The sequence below is a fragment of the Mycobacterium sp. URHB0021 genome (assembly GCF_054057895.1).
The window spans coordinates 7,178,018-7,199,274 of the sequence record NZ_JBSRZT010000002.1; the positions used below are offsets into that span (position 1 = coordinate 7,178,018).

Here is a 21,257-nt window from a genome sequence, read left to right on the forward strand (position 1 = left end):
CGGCCATGGTCTGGTATGTGTTCTTGATCGCCGCCGTGGCGGTCGAGCGGATTGCGGAACTGGTTGTGTCGCAGCGCAATCTGGCGTGGAGCCGGGTCCGCGGCGGGGTCGAGTTCGGCGCCGGCCACTATCCGTCGATGGTCGCGTTACACACCGCGCTGCTGGCGGGTTGTCTGTGGGAGGCGGCATACCGGCCGTTCCTGCCCGCGCTGGCCTGGCCGATGCTGGCAGTCGTGCTGGCCGCGCAGGGCCTGCGCTGGTGGTGCATCACCACACTCGGCCATCAGTGGAACACCCGCGTCGTCGTCATCCCCGATGCAGTCCGAATAACCGGCGGGCCCTACGGGTTCTTCTCCCATCCGAACTATGTGGCGGTCGTCGTCGAAGGAATCGCGTTGCCGCTGGTGCACACCGGCTGGCTCACCGCGCTGGTGTTCACGGTGCTGAACGCGTTCGTGCTCCGCACCCGCATCGCTGTGGAGAACGCCGCACTGGGGGCCCTGCGGTGATCGATCTGCTCGTGGCGGGCGGCGGGCCGGCGGGGCTCGCCACCGCGATCCTGGGCGCACAGGCCGGTCTGGAGGTCGTCGTGGTCGAGCGGCGCCGCGGACCCATCGACAAAGCGTGCGGCGAAGGGTTGATGCCGCATGCCGTCGCGCTGATGTCGGGTCTCGGCGTCTCGGCGCCCGGCAAGCCGTTTCACGGCATCACCTACACCGATGGCAGGCGCCGCGTGACGGGACGGTTCCGCGGCGGCGCGGGACGCGGCGTGCGCAGGACGGTTCTGCACACCGGGCTCCTCGAGGCGGCGACGGCGGCAGGTGTGCGCATCGTGCACGGCGATGTCGGACCGGTCCACCAGGACGCGACCTCGGTGCGCTGCGGCGAATTCTGCGCCCGCTACCTGGCGGCCGCCGACGGCCTGCATTCGCCGATCCGGAACGCCCTGGGCCTGGCCCGGCCGTCGACCGGCCCGCGGCGGTGGGGAATCCGCCGCCACCATCTGATGACGCCGTGGAGTGACTGCGTCGAGGTGCACTGGTCCGACGGTGCGGAGGTGTACGTCACCCCCGTCGCCGACGAGTGCGTGGGGGTCGCGATTCTGACCTCCCGCCGGGGCAGCTTCGACGAGCACCTCACGGCATTTCCGGAGTTGCGGGCGCGGCTGCAGGGTCACGACCGCGAAGCCGACCGGGCGGCAGGCCCGTTGCGGCAGCGGGTGCGCAGCAGGACGGCCGGCCGGGTGCTGTTGGTCGGTGATGCCGCCGGATACGTCGACGCGTTGACCGGTGAGGGCATCGGGCTGGCGTTCGCGGCGGCCGAGCTGTTGGTGGAGTGCGTGGCGGCCGACCGGCCACAGGCGTACGACCTGCGCTGGCGCCGGATGACGTCGCGATACCGGCTGCTGACGGCCGCCGTCCTGCGGGCCAGCACGGTGGCGCCGGTGCGGTCGCGGGTCGTGCCGGCCGCCGCACGGTATCCGTGGGCGTTCAGCCGACTCGCCAACCTGCTGGCCGAATAGCCTGCGCTACCCCGCGGCGTACTGCAGGGCCGGTTCCGCGGAATCGACCCGGCCATTGCTGCTGATGGTGAGCCGGTCGGGCCGGACCTGGTAGCGGGCGCCGTCGGCGGGGTTCGTGACGTCGAATCCGCCGCCGGCCGGAACGGCGTTCGCGATCTCGACGTGTGCCCCGTCGCTCAGTCGTTCGCCCCGGTAGTAGTAGTTGCCGGGCGACCGCTCGCACACCACCGCCAGCGACTGGGCCGTTCGGATCGCGGCGGCCAGCGAGGACCCCGTGTCGCAGCGGGCCGTGTGCCCGACGAAACCCTCCGCATCGGTTCCCGGCATGCCCGGAAGCGGTGTCGCGCTCGTCGACGGTGACGTCGTGGTCGACGTGGAGGATGTCGACGTCGACGTGGGTGCACTCGATGTGGATGTCGTCGATGGCTCGACCGTTTCGATGCTCGTGCTGACCGACGGCGGGGGGACGGCCAGGGTGGTCGGCGGCCCGTCGGTGGCGTCCTGTCCACGCGACAGCAGCAACGCCGCGAGGATCACCGCCGCGCCGAACAGCACGATGGTCGTGGCGACAAGCGCGACCTGAGTGGTGCCGAACCGCGAATTGCCGCCGGGCGGCGTCGGCGGCGGTGGCATCTCCTGTGGGTACGGCGTCTGCGCGGTACCCGCCGGGTGCGGGTACGCCGCCGGGAGGGGCTTGGTATCCGCCGGCGGTGCCGGCGAGACGGCCGCGGGCGGCGACGTCCATACTCCCTTCGCCGCCGCCGTGGCCGCCTTCGCGAGTTCGCCGGCGGACGCGAAGCGGTCGGTTGGCTTCTTCGCCATCCCTTGCGCGATGACGTCGTCGAACGCGCGGTTGATCCCCCGGCGCATGATGCTCGGCCGGGGCGGCGGCGCGAACATGTGCGCGCTCATCAGTTGCCTCAGGTCACCGGTCTCGAACGGCGCTCGACCGGTAAGCGATTCGTAGAGCAGGCAGGTCAGTGAGTAGATATCCGCCGCAGGCCCGACCTGTCCGCCGGTGAACCGCTCCGCGGACATGTACGCGCACGACCCGATGATCAGCCCGGTCTTCGTGATGTTTGCGTCACCGCCGCTGTGGGCAATGCCGAAATCGACCAGATAGGCGAAGTCATCGGGAGTCAGGAGGACGTTCTCCGGCTTGATGTCGCGGTGTACCAGCCCGTCAACGTGTGCGGCATCCAGAGCAGCCGCGACCTGGCCGATGATCGACGCGGCCCGGCCGGGTGCGAGCGGGCCGGTCGACCGCAACTCGTCCTTCAGGCTGGCGCCCCTGACCAGGCGCATGTCGATGTAGAGAACCCCGTCGATGTCGCCGAAGTCATGCACCGGGATGACGTGGGGCTCCTGCAGTCGTGCCGCCACCCGCGACTCGCGTCGGAAGCGCTCCTGGTAGGCGGGATCGGCGGCCATCTCCGCACGCAGCACCTTGACGGCCACGGTCCGCTCCCTGACGGTGTCGTAGGCCCGATAGACCTCGCCCATTCCCCCGACGCCGATCAAAGACTGCAGCTCGTAGGGTCCGAAACGGGTACCTAAACGGGAGCCACGAGATGACAACGCCATACCCACTCCTTTCCGTTCGTCCCCGATGCCACTGTCCAACTCAGAACGCGCAGCAATCCCAGCGACCCTACGTGTTCCCGTATCGGCCGCATGCCTAACGCGCCCGTCGCGCCGCGTCGCCCGAGGGCCTCCGATGTTGCTGCACAGCAAGGAAATTGGTGCGCGAGATTATTCCGTCGATGGTAGTTCGCGGCTCCGGTCGCGCGCACGGAGCCCGCGCGGTCCGCCGGGTGTCGACGCGGACTGACCTCCATGGACATCCATTCGCGTCCGGGTCGACGAGTCGACCCGGACGGCCCTCCGCGGACTGCTCACCGGACTCCTCGGTTTGCACGGTGACCTTGTAGCTGCGCTTCAGCGTGAAGTGGATCTCCTCGGTCTCCTCGAAACTCTGGCGCACGCCGCGCAAAGGCCTGGTGGTGGTCTCGATCGCCGATGCGACGATCGGCGGCACGAACGGACGTATCCAGAAGGCGGCGGTCCTGGTGGCGTCCGGGATGCCAGGGAGCCCCGTGATCAATGACGTGCCGCTGCCCCGGCGTGGCTCGACAGCACCCGCCTGGGCCAGCGCAGGCAGGTTCTCCGTCGGCGGACGCTGCGCGACCAGTTCGGCCAGCGGCTCCACCACGCGTTCGGACTGTACGGGTGTCGCGGCTTCGAGGGCTTCGGGGACGCGACGCCGCTGCTGTTCACGATCGATTTCGTGCTGCGCCTCGACGGTGAGCCGCGCGCTGGCCAATTCCCGCTCTGCCCGCAGGATTTCCGTGGCCGCGCGAACTTCGGCGCGCTTGACCGCGATGGCGGTGTCGGCATCCAACTCGGCACGCGCTCGGTCGGCGCGGGCCGCTGCGCTGCGCTCATGCATTGTCTCGCCACGCCACAGCTTCAAGATCAGCGGCAAGAGGCTCAACAGCGCGAGGAACGCGGCGCACAGGACACGTAGCGCCATCGCACCCGAGCTGGTCATCGTGTGCTCGTTCATCGCCGACCAGCGGGCCCCGAGACCATCATCGGCATGCGCGATGGCGGCCTGTCGCGTCTGCGCGATCACCCGCTGGCGATCGGCGATCTGGGCGTCCAGCAGGGGTGCCGGGCGGTCACGCCCGGCTTCGGCGGTGTCGAGCTCACGCTGGGAGTCGGCCAGGAAATCGTTCGCCGTCCGATTCTCCGGTCCGGCGCCGGCCACCCCGGTGATGTGGGTCTCCGGGCAAGCCGGCGTGGGGTTGAACTCGCAACGGGCGACCACCAGTGCATCGTCGCGGCGGCCTTCGGCCTGCCGTACCGCGTCGTCGAGCGCGATGCGGGCGGCGCGGGTGCGGTCCAGTTCGGCCATGGCCTGCGACACCGCGGGCGAAGACTCGGCGGTCCGTGCGGCCTGATCGTCGAGGCGGCGGTCGATCGCCCCGGCGAACAGGACGACGGCGGCCAACTCGCCCACGAGAATGCCCACGGCGACTCCGACCGCCGCGCGGGTCACCACGCCTGGCCGCCCCGCCACGGGTCCGCCGGCGACGGCGCGGGTCACCGTGGCCACCAGCACGCCGAACACGAGGGTCGACAGCACAACCACCGGCGTGGACCAGCGCGTCGACTCGGCGACGGCCAGAGCCGCGACCAGCCAGGCCGACGCCGCGAGCAGCACGATCACGACTCCGGCGATGACCTGGGTCGACCGTTCATCGGATTCGTCGAGCTGACGCCACTCGCCGCCGCCGAGCCACGCCAGTGCTGCAGCAAATCGATTGGCAGACAGAAGAACTCCAAACGTCTCGACATCACGCCGGCGTGACCCGGCGTCATCGAACCCCGTGGATCGCGCCCTCACGCCGGTGTGAATTGCGCCCAATCATCTCACAGCATCCATCGTCACGTGCCCGACGCTCGCGCTGAACAGATTGCCGCCCGGGAGCCAGATCGTTTGCCGCCGTGCGATGCCCGTTCCGCACCCGCAAACGTGCCTGTCGTTTTTCCTCCAGCATTTCGAACGTGCGTCGACAAAGTGCAGTAATTCCGGTGCTGTTAACCCGTCATTCATCGACCATCCCGTACAACTACCTTGGCTGTTTGCGCGGTGGCCGAAACCTGAATTGCGCCTGTGAATCTCCTGTTCGGCGACACGAGACGGGCACCTGACTGTCGCGTTAACTCTTGCCAAAGTTTTTTGTAGTGCTCGTTGTGCCTCAGTACATTTCCATCTCGACTACGTCCGATCCAAAAGGGGTTCCGGTGCCATCTCTCTTACAACCATCCATTGCCGCCCTCGCTGCTGTTTGTGTTTCCGTGGCGGCCGGGGATCCGGTTGACAACGCCGCTGGCGTCAGTACAGACGTCAGGCTCGCTGCGGCATCTGTACCGGCAGTGAGCGGGGCCGGCCAGAACGCCGGCACGTCGCACCTGAAGCTGGTGTTCGCACCGGTCGGGCCGACGCCCCAGGTCGGTTCCGCTGCCGCCGCCCCGGCGAAGGGCACCGAGATCCTCGCGCTTCCCGAGGCATTCGCGAATCAGGTGATCGCCCAGGGGCCGAACGCCGTGCCGGATACGGTGGTGGCCGCAGGTCGCCAGGCGGCCGACAAGTTCATCAGCGACGCGAACCAGGCCGCATCGGAACTGGTCGCCCTCGCCACGTCGCCGACACTGCTTGATGTGTTGCAGTTGCCGATCAACACCGCCTGGCAGATCGGCGCCGGCCTCAACCTACCGAAATCGCCGCTGGTTCCCACACCGTTCACGTCACTGCTGACGGTCAGCAACAGCGCCCTCCAGGTTGCACTGCTGCCGCTGACGATCGCCAACCTGGCGATCTACGGACACATCCAGGACATCCCCGCCACGGTGATGAACACCCTCAACACGGCGGGCACCTCGCTGTTCCAGGGTCTGCCCGCCTCCGTCAACGGGATCGTGCAATACGACTTCGGCGTGCTGCAGCAGTTCGCCACCGGACTGGGTGCGGCGACCGTCAACGCCGCATCTTCGTCATCCACGGTATCCGCGGCATTGGTCACGCCCACTGCCGCGGCAACCGCCGCCGCTGCTGCAGCGGCGCCAACCCTGTTGGACGTGCTGCAGCTCCCGATCAACACCGCCTGGCAGATCGGTGCCGGCCTGAATCTGCCCAATTCGCCGCTCATCCCGAAGCCGTACACCTCGGTGCTGAAGGCGACCGGTGACCTGGTCCAGGCGGCAATCCTCCCGCTGACGGCTCTCAACCTGGCGATCTACGGACAAATCCAGAGCATCCCCGCAACGGTCATGAACACCCTCAACACGGCGGGCACCTCGCTGTTCCAGGGTCTGCCGGCGTCGATCATGGGCACGTTGCAATACGACGCCACCCTGCTGCAGCAGTTCTTCAACCCGGATGCGGCGACGGCCGCTGCCGTCAACACTGTCGCAAAGGACGCCAGTCTCGCGGTCTCTCCCGCCGCCGCGGCCGCCGCACCCGCGCCGACTCCGCTGGACGTCTTGCAGCTGCCGATCAACACCGCGTGGTCGATCCTCGCCGGTGTGAATGTGCCCACCTCGCCTCTCGTCCCGAAGCCGTTCACCTCGTTGCTGACCGTGGCGGGCAACGTCGTTCAGGTCGGATTGCTCCCGCTGACGGCCCTCAATCTGGCGATCTACGGACAAATCCAGAACATCCCTGCAACGGTGATGAACACCCTCAACACGGCGGGCACCTCGATTTTCCAGGGGCTGCCCGCCTCCATCGCCGGGATACTCAACTACGACGCCAGCTTGGCGCAGCGGTTCTTCAACCCGACTCCGGCACCGGCCGCAAACGCAAACGTCACCAACGCCCTGGCCAAGTCGACGATCGACTCGAAGAAGCCCGCGACTGAGGGAGTGTCGAAGTCGGACGAGACCACCGGCGTCGACGACGGCAAGAAGGACGCCACCGGCGAAAAGCCGTCCACCGGAACGTCTCCCGACGGCAGCACGACAGAGCCGTCCGGTACAGCTCCTTCCGGAACCCACGGCAGCACCGGCGGGACCACCGGCAGCACCGGAACCACGGGCAGCGCCAGCGGGTCCACGGGCAAGGACGGGAGCACCGGCAGCGGCACCGCGGGAACGCATTCGGGCACGACCGGCGGCTCCACGGGAACGAGCGGAAACACGGGCAACGGCACCACCGGCAAGGGTGGCAGCACCGGTTCGGGTGGCAGCACGGGCCATCACGCGAAGTCCGGCGACCACGGCCCGCGGTCGAACGGCGGCAACGGTGGCGCCTCCAACGGTGGCGGTACCGGCGCCAGCCACGCCAAGGGCGAGGGAAGTCACGCTGGCCAATCGCACAAGTCCGCCAAGTAACCGATCGCTCCAGCGACTTTGTCGCTCGGAGGCGGGCACGTCGTAAGGCGTGCCCGCCTCCGGATTTTCGCCCAAGGCTAGCTGGCCCAGGAAGCAGTGCGACGCCGGCGGCGCGACCTGACGCCGAGCTTCACGAAGGCCGTCCGAGGGCTGCCACCGATTTTCAGGTGGGCACCGTACTCAACTCGAGTAGTCGAGTACTCATGCCAGCCGTCTTGACGAGGTTGATGCTGCTGGAGTGGCAACAGTCGATCACATCGTGGCCCACCGGTCGGTGGGGCACCGGATGTCCTGGCGGCATATCGCGGTCGTGCCGGCCGTGCTGGCTCTCGGGTGTGCAATCTCCTCCATGACGGTTGCCGACGGTACGGCTCTCGCGGACCCTGGTCCTCCGAATCTCGTGTTGGCGCCCCCGCAGGGCAGTCCCGGAACGTGGTCTCACGCGACGGCGACCGGCTTCGACAGCTGCCTCGCCGACACGTCGTCGCGGTCGCTGGTGGCGGATGCGGTGCCTCCGCAGACGGTGGGGTCGGGGACGGTCTCGTTCGAGTGGGACGGCGGGACGCTCACGAGCGCGACCCTCGACGCAGGCAGTGCCACGGTCGTCCTCACGGTGCCCGAAGACACCGAACTCGGTGTGCACACGGTGACCGCGTCCTGCGTGAGCGGCGCACAGGCCACCGCCACGTTCACCGTCATACCGGCCGAGGAACCCGCCCTCGTACTCGCACCGGAGCAAGGTGCTCAGGGAGCGTCGTTCACCGCCACCGCCACCGGCTTTGCGCCGTGCTTGGAGGGCTGGTACGGCGGTGGGCCGCAGACGATGTCGTTCTATTGGGACGATCGCGACCTGGCGCCCGCCGAGACCGACACCAGTGACCCCCACAACGTGAATGTCGAATTCACGGTGCCGGATCGCGCCGCAACCGGTGCACACACGGTGGCCGTGTGGTGTTCGGACCACACGGCCAGCGCCACCTTCACCGTCAACCCGCCCGATAAACTCTCCCTCACGCTGGCACCAGCGCAGGGCAGCCCGGGAACATCTTTTACCGCCACCACAACGGGTTTTGGGAATTGCGACACGCTGTCGTTCCGGTGGGGTGATCAAGCGCTGACCGGTTCCACCGATAATATTGACAGTCAAGAATTCTCGCTCACCGTCCCCGACGAGGCCGGGTCCGGAGCGCAGACCGTGACCGCATCATGCGAGGGGGGCGGGGAGGCGACCGCCGCATTCACCGTTGTCACGGCCGCCGAACCCGCGCTCACACTGAGCACCAGGAACGGAACGCCCGGTTCACCGGTGACAGCCTCGGGTAGCGGATTCGCGTGCGACGGCGACCGCGTTCAGCTGTTCTGGGACGGTGACAGCCCGTTGCAGGAGGCACCGTCCGGCGAATTCACGGTGGCACTGACGGTCCCAACTGGTGTGCCGGCCGGCGATCACAGCGTGGTGGCAACGTGCCGCAACCACACCGGGATCTCCGACCGTCAGCCCTTCACGGTGACGAGTGTGGCGATCCCGGGCAACGTATCCCCAGTGCTGACGCTGCAGCCCACCAGCGGACCGCGTGGGAGCGCCGCCGGTGCAGCCGGTGATCATTTCGCGTGCGCGGCGGTGCAGCTCTCCTGGGATGACGGCACCCGCCTACCCAACGCATCCCCAGACCCGTCAGGGCATTTCAACGCTTTGGTCCCGGTCCCGACACACGTCGGCGGAGGCCTGCTCACGCTGCGCGCCGCATGCCCGGGCGGTGTCCTCGCGGCCGCCGACTTCACTGTCCTGAGCGGACCGTCTGTCGACCTCCGATCGGACTCGAAGTTTCCGTGGTGGTTGATCGCCCTGATCGTCGCCATCGCGATCGTGGCCATCCTGGCCCTCCGTCATTGGCGCAGGTCCGGGCCGCCCGAAGCGCCGATGCCGACCGTCCGCGCCGTCCCGCGTCCCGGCGGCACTCCACTGGTCACAGTGCGCGAGACGCCGGCCCGCGGTGAGGCGACGCACGCCATCCGCCTGGCAGTCCATCCCGATGCCGGTATCCAAACGATCAGGGAGGTGGAGGATGACGACAGCCGTCCTGGATGACGCCGCAACGGTGCGAGATCTGCTCTTCGGTACAGAGGCCCGCGGACCGGCGGAGGCACTGACCGGTGCGCTGCACGAGCACCGCACCCTCAGCGGCCTCATCCCCGGCCCGCCCGGGCTCACCGGCGTCATCGAACGCGAAGTGGCGGCCGCGACGGACGGGCTGCTCTCGCTGAACCTGGCTGATGTGGCCGCCGCGGGTTGGAAGAAGTACGAGGCGCTGCGGCAGGCCGCCCTTCGCACCCGCGACGCCCCGGCCACCGAGGAGATCGTGGCGCTGGCAACACACCGGATCGAGTCCAGCCATCACCCGGACGTCGAGGTGTTCATCGACGGCAGGTCGATCGCCACCATCCGGATCGAACTGGCGATCACCTTCAGCATGGCCGGGGTGCTCGCGGTGGTCCGGCAGGCCCGGCTGACCGCGATCAGATCCGGGACGTGCACGATCACCGGCTCGCTGACGATGCAACAACTTGTAGTCACCAAGAGGCAGCGCATGTTCGATCTGCCGGGTGCGGTCCGGCTACGCCATGGCGTGCCGTTGCTCGGACCATCCACAAACCCCGTCTCGACCAACGGCCGCGGCTCCGATCCTGTCGTCTACAAAGCCCTTTCGGCGCCGCAATCACGACGGTAAACGGACCGCCCACCAGGAGCGGCCCATTCTGTCGTGCCGAACGATTCAGCTGACCGATTCCCTGAACTCTATTCCCGCCTGCGTGGCCTGTGCCCACTCGTCCATATCGACGACTGGATAGATCTGAAACAGGTTGAAAGGTGCGAACTTTGCCGTTTCGCCAAGAAGCTCTGCCGGATTGTCCGTCTCGACGATCGCGAACCCGCCTTCGCCGTCCAGTCGGCCGACGAACTGGTGGAACGTCGTACCCGCGGGAGGCTGCCATTTCGAAAACAATTGCAGGGCACGGCGCACGCCGTCTTCATTTTCCTTGCCGGAGCCACCCAACCGGCTCGTCCAGGTCATGGCGTACTTCATCCGATCCTCCTAGCACTTGGCTGAACTAGTGGTCGTGCGGGGGTGAAGGTCCACAAGCAGTACCCGCACGGACGTCAGTGTCCTCTCAAGACCCGCTCTACATCGCCGAAATAGAACTTCGCACGGTTTTTCTTTCCAACGAATAGAGTTGACGCCCTGTTGGATTGGATGCTGAATCCCGTCAGTGATCAGCGCCTCGATGGCCGTCTTGGTGACCGATGGCCATACTTCAAAGAAGTGGTATGCGACGGCATCCTTCCGGCGCCGCGCTGGTCCGCCCGGCATCTAGTCAACCCCGGCCATTCCAAAGTCGGTGATATGGTCGACCTTCAGCAAATTGTCGAGTGCATATAGCGAATCGGGGGCGCGCCGTTGCTGGACGCTCACCTAACGATTGTGCGAATCGACGCGCTATCGCGAAGCTCTGTCGCGTGCTCGTTCACGATGCGGTTCGCCTCTCATTGCGTATGGCCGCCCACGGAGCGCGACCGACCGAACCGATGATCGAATGCTGGCTGTTCGTCCGGCGTTCACGACGCTTCGCCCATCGGATGTCGCCTTGGCAATCGTTCCGGTCTTTGCCTTGGCAAGTACGGTCGGCCCATTTAACAGCCACGACGTGATGCTGTAACCGCGCACTTCCCGACACGACTGAACCAGGGGCGCCGGCGGTACGTAAATCTAACGTTCACCCCGATTTTTGGTCGCTAATCGTTAAGATCGCAAATCTTCCCCTTCGCACTGGAGGACGATCACCGTTATGGCCGGAGAACATAAGGACGGCGGCATTCCGCCCTTAGGACGGGGCGGGATCGCCGACGAGTTGGCAGCCGCCGGCTTCACCCACGCCGTCGAAGTCGGCAGGGGTGGCGCGGGCGTTGTCTACCGCTGTTACCAAACGTCACTCGGGCGAAGCGTAGCCATCAAGGTGATGGCGTCCGATCTCGACGAAGACAACCGAGAACGTTTCCTGCGTGAGGGTTACGCGATGGGCGGACTGTCCGGCCATCCGAACATCGTGAACATCCTGCAGGTCGGGGTCACCGAAAGTAACCGGCCATACATCGTGATGCCGTACCACTCGGCCAGTTCCCTGGCGGACCGAATTCGCCGGGTCGGTCCGATTGCGTGGCCTGATGCCCTGAAAATCGGAGTGAAATTGTGCGGGGCGCTGGAAACTGCGCACCGGGCGGGCACGCTGCACCGCGATATCAAGCCCGCGAACGTGCTCGTCAACGATTACGGTGAACCGCAGCTGAGCGACTTCGGAATCGCGCGCATAGCAGGGGGATTCGAAACCCAGACCGGGTTCTTCACGGGCACCATCGCCTTCACCGCTGCCGAGGTGCTGGCCGGAAGGCCTCCGACGACCACGTCCGACGTGTACTCCCTTGGCGCAACTCTTTACGCGCTGATCGCCGGGTCGGCCGCCCATGAGCGAAAGACCGGCGAAGACCTCATCGCGCACTACCTGCGGATCGGTTCGACACCCGTGCCGGACATGCGTCCCGGGGGAATTCCGGCCGATGTATGCGCCGCGATCGAGAAGGCGATGTCGCTCGATCCGGCCAATCGGCAGGCGTCGGCCGCCGACTTCGGCCGCGAACTGCAGGCAGCGCAGCGCCACAACGGGTTGATTCCTGATTCGATGGCGCTCAGCGAGCAGGCTGCCGATGAACGAGACCAGACAATGGGCGCGCCAGCGATGCAGCTGTCGGGGCCCGCCAGTCACGCCGGTCCGCCTCCGCCGCCGACCGGCGCGCCTCCATCCCCGCCGCGTACCCCTCCACCGCCGACTGGAACCCCACCACCAATGGCGGATGCACCGACACCGCACACCATGAACTTTGCGAGTATGCGCTCGCCGGTGCAGCAGCACGGTGCGCCGCCCGAGGCCACACGGAGAACCTGGAATCGCAAGGCGATGCTCATTGCCGGAGCGGCCGCCGTCGTAGCGCTCCTGTTGGTGCTCAGCGGTGTCTATTTCATCGCATTCCGCGACGAAGGCGATGCCGGCGGCACCACGGCCGCCGCGAGTCACCCAACCACCGAAACTCAGGGCGGGTGGCGACCGATCACGAATGCGCGCGTTGCCCGCGAGGCGGCGGCGACCACCGAGGCCGACGGCACCATCTGGATTTTCGGTGGGATCGAGGCGGATGGCCAGGTCAGTGGCCGACACGAGGGCTACGACCCTGCCATCGACAGCTGGAAGGGCGGCGACGACCTACCCGTTCCGGTACACCATGCGATGGCGGTGACATGGGACGGGAACCCGGTCGTGCTCGGCGGCTGGCGCGCCGAGGGCGCCGATACGAAGGTCGCGACCGACAAGGTTTGGCGGGTCGTCAACAGTCGCTGGGTAGAGCTGCCTCCACTGTTGCAGCCGCGCGCGGCGGGTTCGGCCGCGGTGGTCGGGGATCGCCTGATCGTCGCCGGCGGGGTGGGCGCCAACGGCAAGCTGTTGAACACCACCGAAGTCTTCGATGGCACCTCGTGGTCGCTCGGCGCCGAAATGCCGACGCCGCGCTCGATGCTCTCCGCCGCGGCAGATGACAGGGTGATGTACGTCGTTGGCGGCACCGACGGCGCCGCTGACCTACCGACGGTCCAGGCCTACGACCCGGCCGCCGATTCCTGGACGACGTTGCCCGCCCTTCCCCAGCCGCGCAGCGACCTCGGCGTGGCGATCGCCGACGAGCGTCTCGTGGCGGTCGGCGGATTGTCCGCGGGCCAGGTGGTCAAGAGCGTTGCGGCGATGGATCTTGCCACGAAGACGTGGGCCGGTTTACCGGACATGAGCACCGCGCGGCACGGCTCGGCCGTCGGCGGCGTGGACAAGTCGGTATACGCGATCGGCGGGGCGACCGGTGTCGACGACACCGAGGTGACCTCGGCCGCGGAGGCCCTGAAATTGGCGCCTCGCAAACTGCAGCCGCCGTCTGAATGGCGGATGCTTCCGGATGCGCAGACCCCCAGGCTGATGATGGCGTGGACGGTGCTCGACGACAAGATCTGGATCGCCGGTGGCATGACCCACGGAGACACGCTTCAGACAGTGCAGAGTTACGATCCGCAGACCGGAGCGTGGCAAGCGCAGCCCCCGCTGCCGATCCCCCTGCACCACGCGACCGCGGCGACCTACCGCGGTGAAGTGGTGGTCATCGGAGGCGCCAGTGACGAACTGGCGGATGCGTCGAACAAGGTTTTCGCTTTGCGGCGAGATACCTGGGTGGAGCTACCGAGCCTGACGCACGCCCGGGCGGCGGCGGGCGCAGCGGTCGTGGGTGACAAGCTAGTGGTCGTCGGCGGCCAGAACGCGAAGGCGCTCGTCCCGCAGACCGAGGTGTTCGACGGTCAGTCGTGGCAGGACGCAGCCGACTTGCCGACCCCGCGCGAACACCTGGCCACGGTGTCGGACGGGTTCTATGTCTACACGGTGGGTGGACGGTTCCTGTCCGCCGACAAGAACTCCGCGGCGTTCGAGCGCTTCGACCCGGCTTCCGGGGAGTGGACGAAGCTCGTCGACATGCCGACCCCGCGCGGCAGCTACGGAGCCGCGTTCATCGACGGCCGGATCGTCGCCGTCGGTGGCGAGGAGCCGACGCAGGTGCTGGCCACGGTGGAGATGTACGACATCGCCGAGGGAAAGTGGAGCTCACTGCCGCCGGTTCCGACGGCGCGGCACGGCGAGGTGGTCGCCACGGTCGGTGACACCGTGTACGCCATCGGCGGCGCGAATCGGCCGACACACGAAGGTCCGGTCGCAGCCGTCGAGGCGCTGGAATTCACCTGATGGAGGCGCTTGACCGCGGCCGCGCGTCATCCGTCGCGCTTACCGCCGTCGCGCAGCATGGCGAGAGTGACTGCCCCGCGTCTGATGGCCTCATTGGCCAGACGGATCCGGCGCTCTCCTTCCGCGGGCACAGCGAACTTGTCGTACAGGTGTTGGAGATGCTGTTTGATGGCCGCCTCGGTGACGAAGAGCTCGTGCGCCATCTGGCGGACCGATGACAGCTCGGGAAACGGGTCGCCCGAGACCAAGGGGCGACACAGGACTACCAACACCTCCAGCTCGCGCGGGGTCAGCCGCGGCGGCAGCTGGCCGGGTTCGACCGTTTCCGTCACGTCGCGGCCAGTTTGCCTCACTTCCCGAAAGACCAACCGTGAACTGCCCATGCGCAACTCGTCCCCGGACCGCAAGACCCGTTCGGCGGAGATCTTTTCTCCGTTGAGATAGGTGCCATTGCGACTGCCGACATCCCGTATCGACCAGACGGACCCGAGGTTTTCCAAGACGGCATGCAGGCGCGAGACGGTCGCGTCATGACTGAGCGATATGAGATTGGTCGAATCGTTGCCGACCGTCACTCGCTGGCCGGTCAGTTCGAACAGCTCCCGTCCCGCCGGTTTCCAGATCTCCAAGTGGGAAGACATACAGACCTCCTGTCGCACCCATTCTCATCTGCTGTCGTCGCTCAGGTAGTCGAAAACCAGACGGTAGAGCGAGCCGAACTGGCTTACCCGGAGGATAGGAAAGTCTTCCGCCGGAGAAGTCGAATCTGGCTCTGCAGCGATTACGGGGATCACCGGTCGACCGCGACCATTTCCCCATGACTTCCAACACTGAACACCGGCAGGCCATCTGGCAGGCGTCGGGCCTCGCCGAGGTGATCTTCGGCCCGGTACCGCATGAGCAGACCGAGGATGCGGCGGTTGGCTTCGGTCGGTATCACCGCACCATTACGCCCGGTCCCGTCCAGGCGTGGCCAAGGACCCTCGGCCACGCGGACCGTCGACGACTCGACCAGTGGGGCTACGTCGTCATCAACGATGTCGACAGCCAGGCCGCAGCCGAAGAACTCGTTCGCTCGGTAGGCGAACTGATTCCGCAATACAACGGTCACCTCACCCACGACGTGACCTACCGCCCCGGAAATGACGACCGGTCATACTCGCAAAGCGCGAACACGATCCTGGCCCACACCGAGGCACCCGGCTGGCATCCCAGTCCCGCTTACCTGGCACTGTTCTGCCACCGCCAGGCGCGCTGCGGCGGCGGCCACACCGATCTGCTCGACGCTCGGAGATTGGTCGGGGTACTCGATACCGACGAGATGGCCCTGATGACCGCGGCCGAGCTTCACTTTCCGGGGCCGGACGGCGGCATTCGAAGCACGATGCTGAGCACCGACACCAGCGGCAATACCGTCGCGCGCTTCAGCTACAACCTGCTCACGACGGCCGACTACGACCCATCGCTGGGCGCCGACGTCGGTCATTCGGAGCTGCCGCTCGGCGAGGCCGGTCGCAGGCTGGCGCACCGCGTCAGCGACGTGTTCCGCGAGCGACGCACCAGCGTGCTGATCCCGGATGGCTCGCTGCTGATCTGGGACAACCAGCGCATGCTCCACGCGCGGTCGGAATACGCCGACCGCTCTCGCCACCTCACCCGGTTCTGGAGCACCGACCGGAGGCGGGCATGAGCATCGACGAGCTTGCGTCGCGCACGGACACCGACGGCCTCGTGCACCTGCCCGGACTGCCGTCGTTCGATCCGATCGACACCGCCGAGAGCGCGATCATCAGTCGCCTTGCCGGAAATTGGCACCGGCGCGCGACAGTCAAGCGCGATGAGCCGGACATCGACGCGCTGTTCGAGGCCGGCCGACCCGACTACCCCGAAAGGATCGTCCCGTTCCGTGACCACCCCACCTGGCAGGGACTGCCGGACGAGCTGCGCTCGCGGCTGCTGAGCTGGGCATGGATCGCCTACAACCGGCACACAGTGCTGGCCGAGCAGCGCCTCGCCAACCCGGCCTTCGCGCTCGTGATGGAGGGTGAGTTCCCCGGCCTCGGCGGTCACGACATGGACATCGCCCTCGCCCAGGCCATGGTCGACGAGCAGTACCACAGCCTGATGCACATCTCCGCCAGCGCGTTGACCAGGCGCAGGCGCGAGTACGGATTCCCTGACAGTGTGCTGCCCGAATCACACACGGCGAGAACGCATCAACGGCTGCGCGCGCAGTGCACCGAACGATGGCAGCGCAGCCTGACCACGTTGGCCTTCGCGACTGTCTCCGAGATCTCGATCAACGCGTACCTCGATCTGCTGGCGGACGATCCTGAGATTCAGGTCGTCAATTCCACGACGGCCCGGCTCCACAACCGCGACGAGTACTGCCACGCGTCGATCTCCGACGAGATGGCGAAGCTCGTCTATGACGTGCTGGATCCCGGGATGCGCCGCTTCTTCCGCACCATGCTGGTGGCAGGGCTGAACGCCTTCGTCGCGACCGACTACGCCACCTGGACAGCCATTCTCCATACCGAAAATGTGCCCGGCGCCGACCGGATGATCGCCGAAGTCCAGGCAGACCGGGCAGGTTCACGCCTGGTCCGCGACTACAGCGGCCTGCATTCACTGATGTCTGACATGGACGTGCTGGACGAAGTCGACTTCGACTGGGGACTCGCGGTGGTGAAGCCATGACCGTGCTCTCCGCGGACAGGCACGCGGCGCTTGCCCCCCGGTCGATCAGCGGTGACCGGCTCTGCCGACTCATCGCCGAGCGCACCGGTGACACCGATCTCGCCCACGATGCGCGCGTGGTGTCGGCTGTTCTGCCCTTCAAAGCCAGCAGCTACGTGGTCGACGAGCTGATCGATTGGGACAAGGCGCCCGACGATCCGATCTACCGGCTGACCTTCCCCCACCGCGACATGCTCGAGAGCGAGCACTTCGACTTGGTCGAGGAGGCCGTGCTGGCGGGCGACAAGGAGGGCCTCCGGCAGGCCGTCACCAAGGTGCAGTACGCGCTGAACCCCCACCCCAGCAACCAGCTGAGCCAGAACGTTCCGCAGGACGGGGACCTCGATGCCTGGGGCCTGCAGCACAAGTATCCGGAGACGCTTCTGGTGTTTCCGCGTCAGGGGCAGACCTGCCACAGCTACTGCGGATACTGCTTCCGCTGGGCGCAATTCGTGGAGCGGCCCGAGCTGAAGCAGGCGGTGCCGGGGCCGGAGACGATGACCGATTACCTCGGCCGGCACCCGGAGGTCACCGACGTCCTGCTGACAGGCGGCGACCCCCTGGTCATGCGGACCGATCTCCTGGCCAGTTACCTCGAGCCGCTGCTCGAGCCGGGCCGGGAGCACGTCGAGACGATTCGGATCGGAACCAAGGCCCTCTCGTTCTGGCCGTACCGGCTGCTGGCGGGACCAGAGGCCGACAGCCTGCTCGATTTGCTCGAGCGGCTGACCGCCGCGGGCAAGCACGTAGCGATGATGCTGCACCTGTCGCACCCGGCGGAGTTGAAAACCGACGCCGTCAGGGCGGCACTGTCGAGGCTCGCATCGACCGGTGCGGTGTTACGGGCTCAGGCCCCGGTGGTGCGGCATGTCAACGACGACCCGCAAACGTGGGCGGAGCTGTGGCAGAACGAGGTTCGCAACGGCGTCGTGCCGTATTACATGTTCGTCGAACGGGACACCGGGGCACGCCGGTACTACGGCTTGCCGCTCGCCAGGGCCGCCGATATCTACCGCGACGCCCTGCAACGGGTTTCCGGTCTCGGGCGGACCGCCAGGGGTCCGGTGATGTCCGCGACGCCCGGCAAGGTCGCCATCGACGGAGTGGTCGAACTGGACCATGGGCCCGCGTTCGCACTGCGGATGCTGCAGGCGCGCCGGCCCGACATGGTCGGCAGGCCGTTCTTCGCTGTCTATGATCCGCACGCCCAGTGGTGGGACGACCTTCGCCCGTACGGCGCGCGTGACCGCGAATTCTTCGCCCCGGACCTCGAAGTGGCCGACCCGTGAAGGCCGCTACCTATGAGATCAGCTTGACTCAGCGTCATCTCTGGCGCTCGACCAGGGAGGCGATCCCGGTTCAGCACGCCCTGATCGTCGAGGTGGAGCAGGATGGCGTGACCGGTTTCGGTGAGGCGTCGGCGTTCATGACCGACCACTACAACTCGAGTCTGGACCAACTGCACGGTGACCTCCGCCGGGTTGCCCCGTTGTTGTCACAACTTGTCCCGGACAACCCATTTGACGTATGGGAGGCACTCGCCACGGAACTGCGGGAGTCGCCATTTGCGCTCGCTGCCATCGATGCCGCCGTGCACGATCTGCGAGCGAGAATGCTCGGCCTGCCGCTGTGGAAGGCCCTGGGTCTGGCCCCCCCTGATGGCCTTCGGTCGAGCTTCAGCATCGGTCTCGACGAGCCGTCGGCGATGGTGGGCAAGCTCCGCGAGCGACTTGGATGGTCGGCGTACAAGGTCAAGCTCGCCGACCCCGGCGACCTGACTGTGCTGCGCCAACTCCGTCGTCATACCGACGCGCCGTTCTACGTCGACGGCAACTGCGGGTGGAAGCTGTGTCAGGTGCTGCCCGCGCTGGAAGAGATGGCCGCTCTGGGGGTTTCGCTCATCGAGCAGCCCTTTCCCCGTGCGGCCTGGGAGGACGCCCGAATCCTGAAGTACCGCACTCCAATCCCGGTGATTGCCGATGAGAGCATCACCTCGCCTGGCGACCTCGACGCCTGCACCGAAGCGTTCCACGGCATCAACGTCAAGCCGATGAAGGCCGGCGGGATAACACCATCGCTGTCGCTGCTGCGCGCGGCTCGGGCGCGTGGGCTGATCACGATGCTCGGATGCATGCCCGAATCCGCCGCCGGGGTGTCCGGCACCGCTCATCTTGGCACCCTGGCCGACTACCTCGACGTCGACGTCGTCGACCTGTTGGCGGTGGACACCGGACACGGGCTGACGCTCGACGGCCGCGGCGCGATCACGGTGCCGGACCGGCCGGGGTCCGGTTACGTGCCAGATTCAACGGCGCTGGGCTGGCGCGTGCGACCGGTCCCCGCTGCCGAAGTGTGGCCGATCCGCCAGCAGGTCCTGCGCCCCGGACAGCCTGCGCAGCTCTGCTCCTACCCCGAGGACGATCGACCCGGCGCCCGGCACTTCGCCGCGCTGCACGAGGGGCGTCCGGTCGGCGCGGCCTCGGTGTATCACGAGGATCCGCCTCCCGAATTCGCCCTCCCCGGAATGAAACCGGGCCGGGCCTGGCGACTGCGCGGCATGGCCACCATCGACGACATCCGTGGCACCGGTCAGGGCAGCGCCCTGCTGCGCACCGCCATCACGCACGCCGTACTCGCCGGCGCAGAGGTGGTCTGGTGCAACGCCCGCACCTCTGCGGCCGATTTCTACCGCAAGTACGGATTTCACAGCGCGGGTGCGGCATTCGAGATGCCCGGGATCGGGCTGCACCATTTCATGTACTGGGACTGAACTTGTCGGTGGATCGAACTAGTGTTCGAAGTATGGGGTTGGGGGTGGTGGCCAAGCGGATCGCGGCGATGAGCGCCGAGCTGGATGCGTTGTTGGCCGAGCCGCTGGAGATGCTCAGCACCGCCGATCAGCTGGCCCTGACGTATCAGTGGGAGACCCTGGTCCGCCGCCAAGCCGCCCTGGGGCATCGGCTGGTGGCGGCGCTGGCCGCGGCCCCGGTCGCCGAGTTGGGGGCGCCGACGCCCGCGGCCGCGCTGGCCACGTTGTTGCGGATCACCAAGGACGAGGCCGCCGGTCGGGTCCGGCTGGCCCGGGATCTGGCGCCGCGGCACACCCTGACCGGTGAGGTGTTGGCTCCGGTGCTGCCGGCCACGGCCGCCGCCCAGCAGCAGGGCCGCATCGGCGCCGAACACGTCAAAAAGATTCGCAAGTTCTTCACCACGCTGCCGTGCTTCGTCGACCCCGAAACCCGGGGCCTGGCCGAAGCGCAGCTGGCCGACATCGCCGCCGAGGTCAACCCCGACGAACTCCGCGCGGCCGCCGACCGGCTGGCGGCACTGCTGGATCAGGACGGCACACTGTCCGACGCCGACCGGGCCCGGCGCCGCTACCTGCACCTGGGCCCGCAGCAGCCCGACGGGATGAGCGAGGTCCGCGGCCGCCTGGACCCGCAGGGCCGCGCCGTGCTGGATGCGGTGATCGCCAAACTGGGCGCCCCCGGCATGTGCCACCCCGACGACGACACCCCCTGTGTGGACGGGGCCCCCTCAATCGAGGCCACCCAGGGCGACACCCGCACCCAAGGCCAACGCAACCACGACGCGCTGACCGCGATGGGCCGGGCGCTGCTGGCCTCGCGGCAGCTGGGCAGCCACCACGGGCTGCCGGTCACCCTGGTCATCTCCACCACCCTCCAAGAGCTGCAATCAGCGGCCGGGCACGCGGTCACCGGCGGGGGCAGCCTGCTGCCGATGTCAGAGGTGATCCGCCAAGCCGGCGCCGCCCACCACTATCTGGCGGTGTTCGACCACCACACCGAAGAGCCGCTGTATCTGGGCCGGGCCCGGCGCCTGGCGTCGAAGGCTCAACGGATCGTGCTCTACAGCAAGGACCGCGGCTGCACCTTCCCCGGCTGCACCGCCCCCGCCTACCACTCCCAGGTCCACCACGCCACCGCCGACTGGGGCCAGGGCGGCCAAACCAACATCACCGACCTCACCCTGGCCTGCGGCCCGGACAACCGCCGCGTCAAACCCGGCGGCTGGAACACCCGCAAACGCAACGACGGCCGCACCGAATGGCTCCCACCCCCACAACTGGACACCGGACAAACCCGGATCAACAACTACCACCACCCCCAGCGCTACCTCATACCCGACGACGGGGACACCGCCCCCGACGGGCCGATTTCCTCGCACTTACCCGAGGGATAGGAAACTCTTCCCC

Annotated in this window: 15 protein-coding genes; 11 read left to right on the forward strand and 4 right to left on the reverse strand. The window is 67.3% G+C overall.

What is annotated here, in order from left to right; translation table 11 throughout:
- Positions 1-5: 5 nt before the first annotated feature.
- Both ACVWWN_RS37260 and ACVWWN_RS37265 read left to right on the forward strand, forming a co-directional pair.
- Positions 6-509 (forward strand): isoprenylcysteine carboxyl methyltransferase family protein, encoded by a 504-nt coding sequence (locus ACVWWN_RS37260; RefSeq protein ID WP_457148337.1) that lies wholly within the window; start codon positions 6-8, stop codon positions 507-509.
- Positions 506-1,522, forward strand: a complete 1,017-nt coding sequence (locus tag ACVWWN_RS37265; RefSeq protein ID WP_457148338.1) for an NAD(P)/FAD-dependent oxidoreductase — start codon at positions 506-508, stop codon at positions 1,520-1,522. The genes ACVWWN_RS37260 and ACVWWN_RS37265 overlap by 4 nt, the downstream gene beginning before the upstream one ends.
- 6 nt (positions 1,523-1,528) lie before the next feature.
- On the opposite strand, the gene ACVWWN_RS37270 is transcribed toward ACVWWN_RS37265, so the two are convergent.
- Together ACVWWN_RS37270 and ACVWWN_RS37275 are read right to left on the reverse strand one after the other, a co-directional pair.
- Positions 1,529-3,106, reverse strand: coding sequence for a serine/threonine-protein kinase (locus ACVWWN_RS37270; RefSeq protein ID WP_457148339.1), 1,578 nt, complete (start codon positions 3,104-3,106; stop codon positions 1,529-1,531).
- A gap of 94 nt (positions 3,107-3,200) precedes the next feature.
- Positions 3,201-4,931 carry a DUF4407 domain-containing protein gene (locus ACVWWN_RS37275; RefSeq protein WP_457148340.1) on the reverse strand — a complete coding sequence of 577 codons (1,731 nt, stop codon included), beginning with the start codon at positions 4,929-4,931 and terminating at the stop codon, positions 3,201-3,203.
- A gap of 533 nt (positions 4,932-5,464) precedes the next feature.
- Here ACVWWN_RS37275 and ACVWWN_RS37280 point away from each other — a divergent pair.
- The 3 genes from ACVWWN_RS37280 (at position 5,465) to ACVWWN_RS37290 (ending at position 10,149) form a co-directional block, all read left to right on the forward strand.
- Positions 5,465-7,420, forward strand: a complete 1,956-nt coding sequence (locus ACVWWN_RS37280; protein ID WP_457148341.1) for a hypothetical protein — start codon at positions 5,465-5,467, stop codon at positions 7,418-7,420.
- Positions 7,421-7,658: 238 nt separating this feature from the next.
- The gene (locus ACVWWN_RS37285; RefSeq protein WP_457148342.1) at positions 7,659-9,509 is read left to right on the forward strand and encodes a hypothetical protein; all 1,851 of its coding nucleotides are present in this window, start codon (positions 7,659-7,661) and stop codon (positions 9,507-9,509) included.
- Positions 9,487-10,149 carry a hypothetical protein gene (locus ACVWWN_RS37290; protein ID WP_457148343.1) on the forward strand — a complete coding sequence of 221 codons (663 nt, stop codon included), beginning with the start codon at positions 9,487-9,489 and terminating at the stop codon, positions 10,147-10,149. The genes ACVWWN_RS37285 and ACVWWN_RS37290 overlap by 23 nt, the downstream gene beginning before the upstream one ends.
- A gap of 45 nt (positions 10,150-10,194) precedes the next feature.
- Here the strand turns inward: ACVWWN_RS37290 and ACVWWN_RS37295 are convergent, their stop codons facing one another.
- Positions 10,195-10,506 (reverse strand): DUF3303 domain-containing protein, encoded by a 312-nt coding sequence (locus ACVWWN_RS37295; protein WP_457148344.1) that lies wholly within the window; start codon positions 10,504-10,506, stop codon positions 10,195-10,197.
- 760 nt (positions 10,507-11,266) lie between these two features.
- Here ACVWWN_RS37295 and ACVWWN_RS37300 point away from each other — a divergent pair.
- Positions 11,267-14,302, forward strand: a complete 3,036-nt coding sequence (locus ACVWWN_RS37300) for a Kelch repeat-containing protein (protein WP_457148345.1) — start codon at positions 11,267-11,269, stop codon at positions 14,300-14,302.
- Positions 14,303-14,328: 26 nt separating this feature from the next.
- Here ACVWWN_RS37300 and ACVWWN_RS37305 read toward each other — a convergent pair whose 3' ends face one another.
- Positions 14,329-14,943, reverse strand: coding sequence for an FHA domain-containing protein (locus tag ACVWWN_RS37305; protein WP_457148346.1), 615 nt, complete (start codon positions 14,941-14,943; stop codon positions 14,329-14,331).
- A gap of 176 nt (positions 14,944-15,119) precedes the next feature.
- Between ACVWWN_RS37305 and ACVWWN_RS37310 the strand changes: the two genes are divergently transcribed.
- Genes ACVWWN_RS37310 through ACVWWN_RS37330 form a run of 5 tightly spaced genes read left to right on the forward strand, consistent with a single transcriptional unit; the run spans position 15,120 to position 21,244 of the window.
- The gene (locus ACVWWN_RS37310) at positions 15,120-15,992 is read left to right on the forward strand and encodes a TauD/TfdA family dioxygenase (RefSeq protein ID WP_457148347.1); all 873 of its coding nucleotides are present in this window, start codon (positions 15,120-15,122) and stop codon (positions 15,990-15,992) included.
- Positions 15,989-17,002 (forward strand): AurF N-oxygenase family protein, encoded by a 1,014-nt coding sequence (locus ACVWWN_RS37315; RefSeq protein ID WP_457148348.1) that lies wholly within the window; start codon positions 15,989-15,991, stop codon positions 17,000-17,002. The genes ACVWWN_RS37310 and ACVWWN_RS37315 overlap by 4 nt, the downstream gene beginning before the upstream one ends.
- Entirely contained in the window at positions 16,999-18,330 is a 1,332-nt protein-coding gene (locus ACVWWN_RS37320) for a KamA family radical SAM protein (protein WP_457148349.1), read from the forward strand. Before ACVWWN_RS37315 ends, ACVWWN_RS37320 begins: the two co-directional genes overlap by 4 nt.
- Before the next feature lie 23 nt (positions 18,331-18,353).
- The gene (locus ACVWWN_RS37325) at positions 18,354-19,811 is read left to right on the forward strand and encodes a GNAT family N-acetyltransferase (RefSeq protein WP_457148350.1); all 1,458 of its coding nucleotides are present in this window, start codon (positions 18,354-18,356) and stop codon (positions 19,809-19,811) included.
- A gap of 32 nt (positions 19,812-19,843) precedes the next feature.
- Positions 19,844-21,244: an HNH endonuclease signature motif containing protein gene (locus ACVWWN_RS37330; RefSeq protein ID WP_457148351.1), complete on the forward strand. Its 1,401-nt coding sequence runs from the start codon at positions 19,844-19,846 to the stop codon at positions 21,242-21,244.
- Positions 21,245-21,257: the final 13 nt, after the last annotated feature.

Bases quoted from the DNA above. Each gene is read 5' to 3' on its own strand.
- ACVWWN_RS37330 (WP_457148351.1), top strand. From the start codon at position 19,844: ATGGGGTTGGGGGTGGTGGCCAAGCGGATCGCGGCGATGAGCGCCGAG.
- ACVWWN_RS37320 (WP_457148349.1), top strand. From the start codon at position 16,999: ATGACCGTGCTCTCCGCGGACAGGCACGCGGCGCTTGCCCCCCGGTCG.
- ACVWWN_RS37310 (WP_457148347.1), top strand. From the start codon at position 15,120: ATGACTTCCAACACTGAACACCGGCAGGCCATCTGGCAGGCGTCGGGC.
- ACVWWN_RS37295 (WP_457148344.1), bottom strand. From the start codon at position 10,506: ATGAAGTACGCCATGACCTGGACGAGCCGGTTGGGTGGCTCCGGCAAG.
- ACVWWN_RS37300 (WP_457148345.1), top strand. From the start codon at position 11,267: ATGGCCGGAGAACATAAGGACGGCGGCATTCCGCCCTTAGGACGGGGC.
- ACVWWN_RS37305 (WP_457148346.1), bottom strand. From the start codon at position 14,943: ATGTCTTCCCACTTGGAGATCTGGAAACCGGCGGGACGGGAGCTGTTC.
- ACVWWN_RS37260 (WP_457148337.1), top strand. From the start codon at position 6: ATGGTCTGGTATGTGTTCTTGATCGCCGCCGTGGCGGTCGAGCGGATT.
- ACVWWN_RS37270 (WP_457148339.1), bottom strand. From the start codon at position 3,106: ATGGCGTTGTCATCTCGTGGCTCCCGTTTAGGTACCCGTTTCGGACCC.
- ACVWWN_RS37290 (WP_457148343.1), top strand. From the start codon at position 9,487: ATGACGACAGCCGTCCTGGATGACGCCGCAACGGTGCGAGATCTGCTC.
- ACVWWN_RS37315 (WP_457148348.1), top strand. From the start codon at position 15,989: ATGAGCATCGACGAGCTTGCGTCGCGCACGGACACCGACGGCCTCGTG.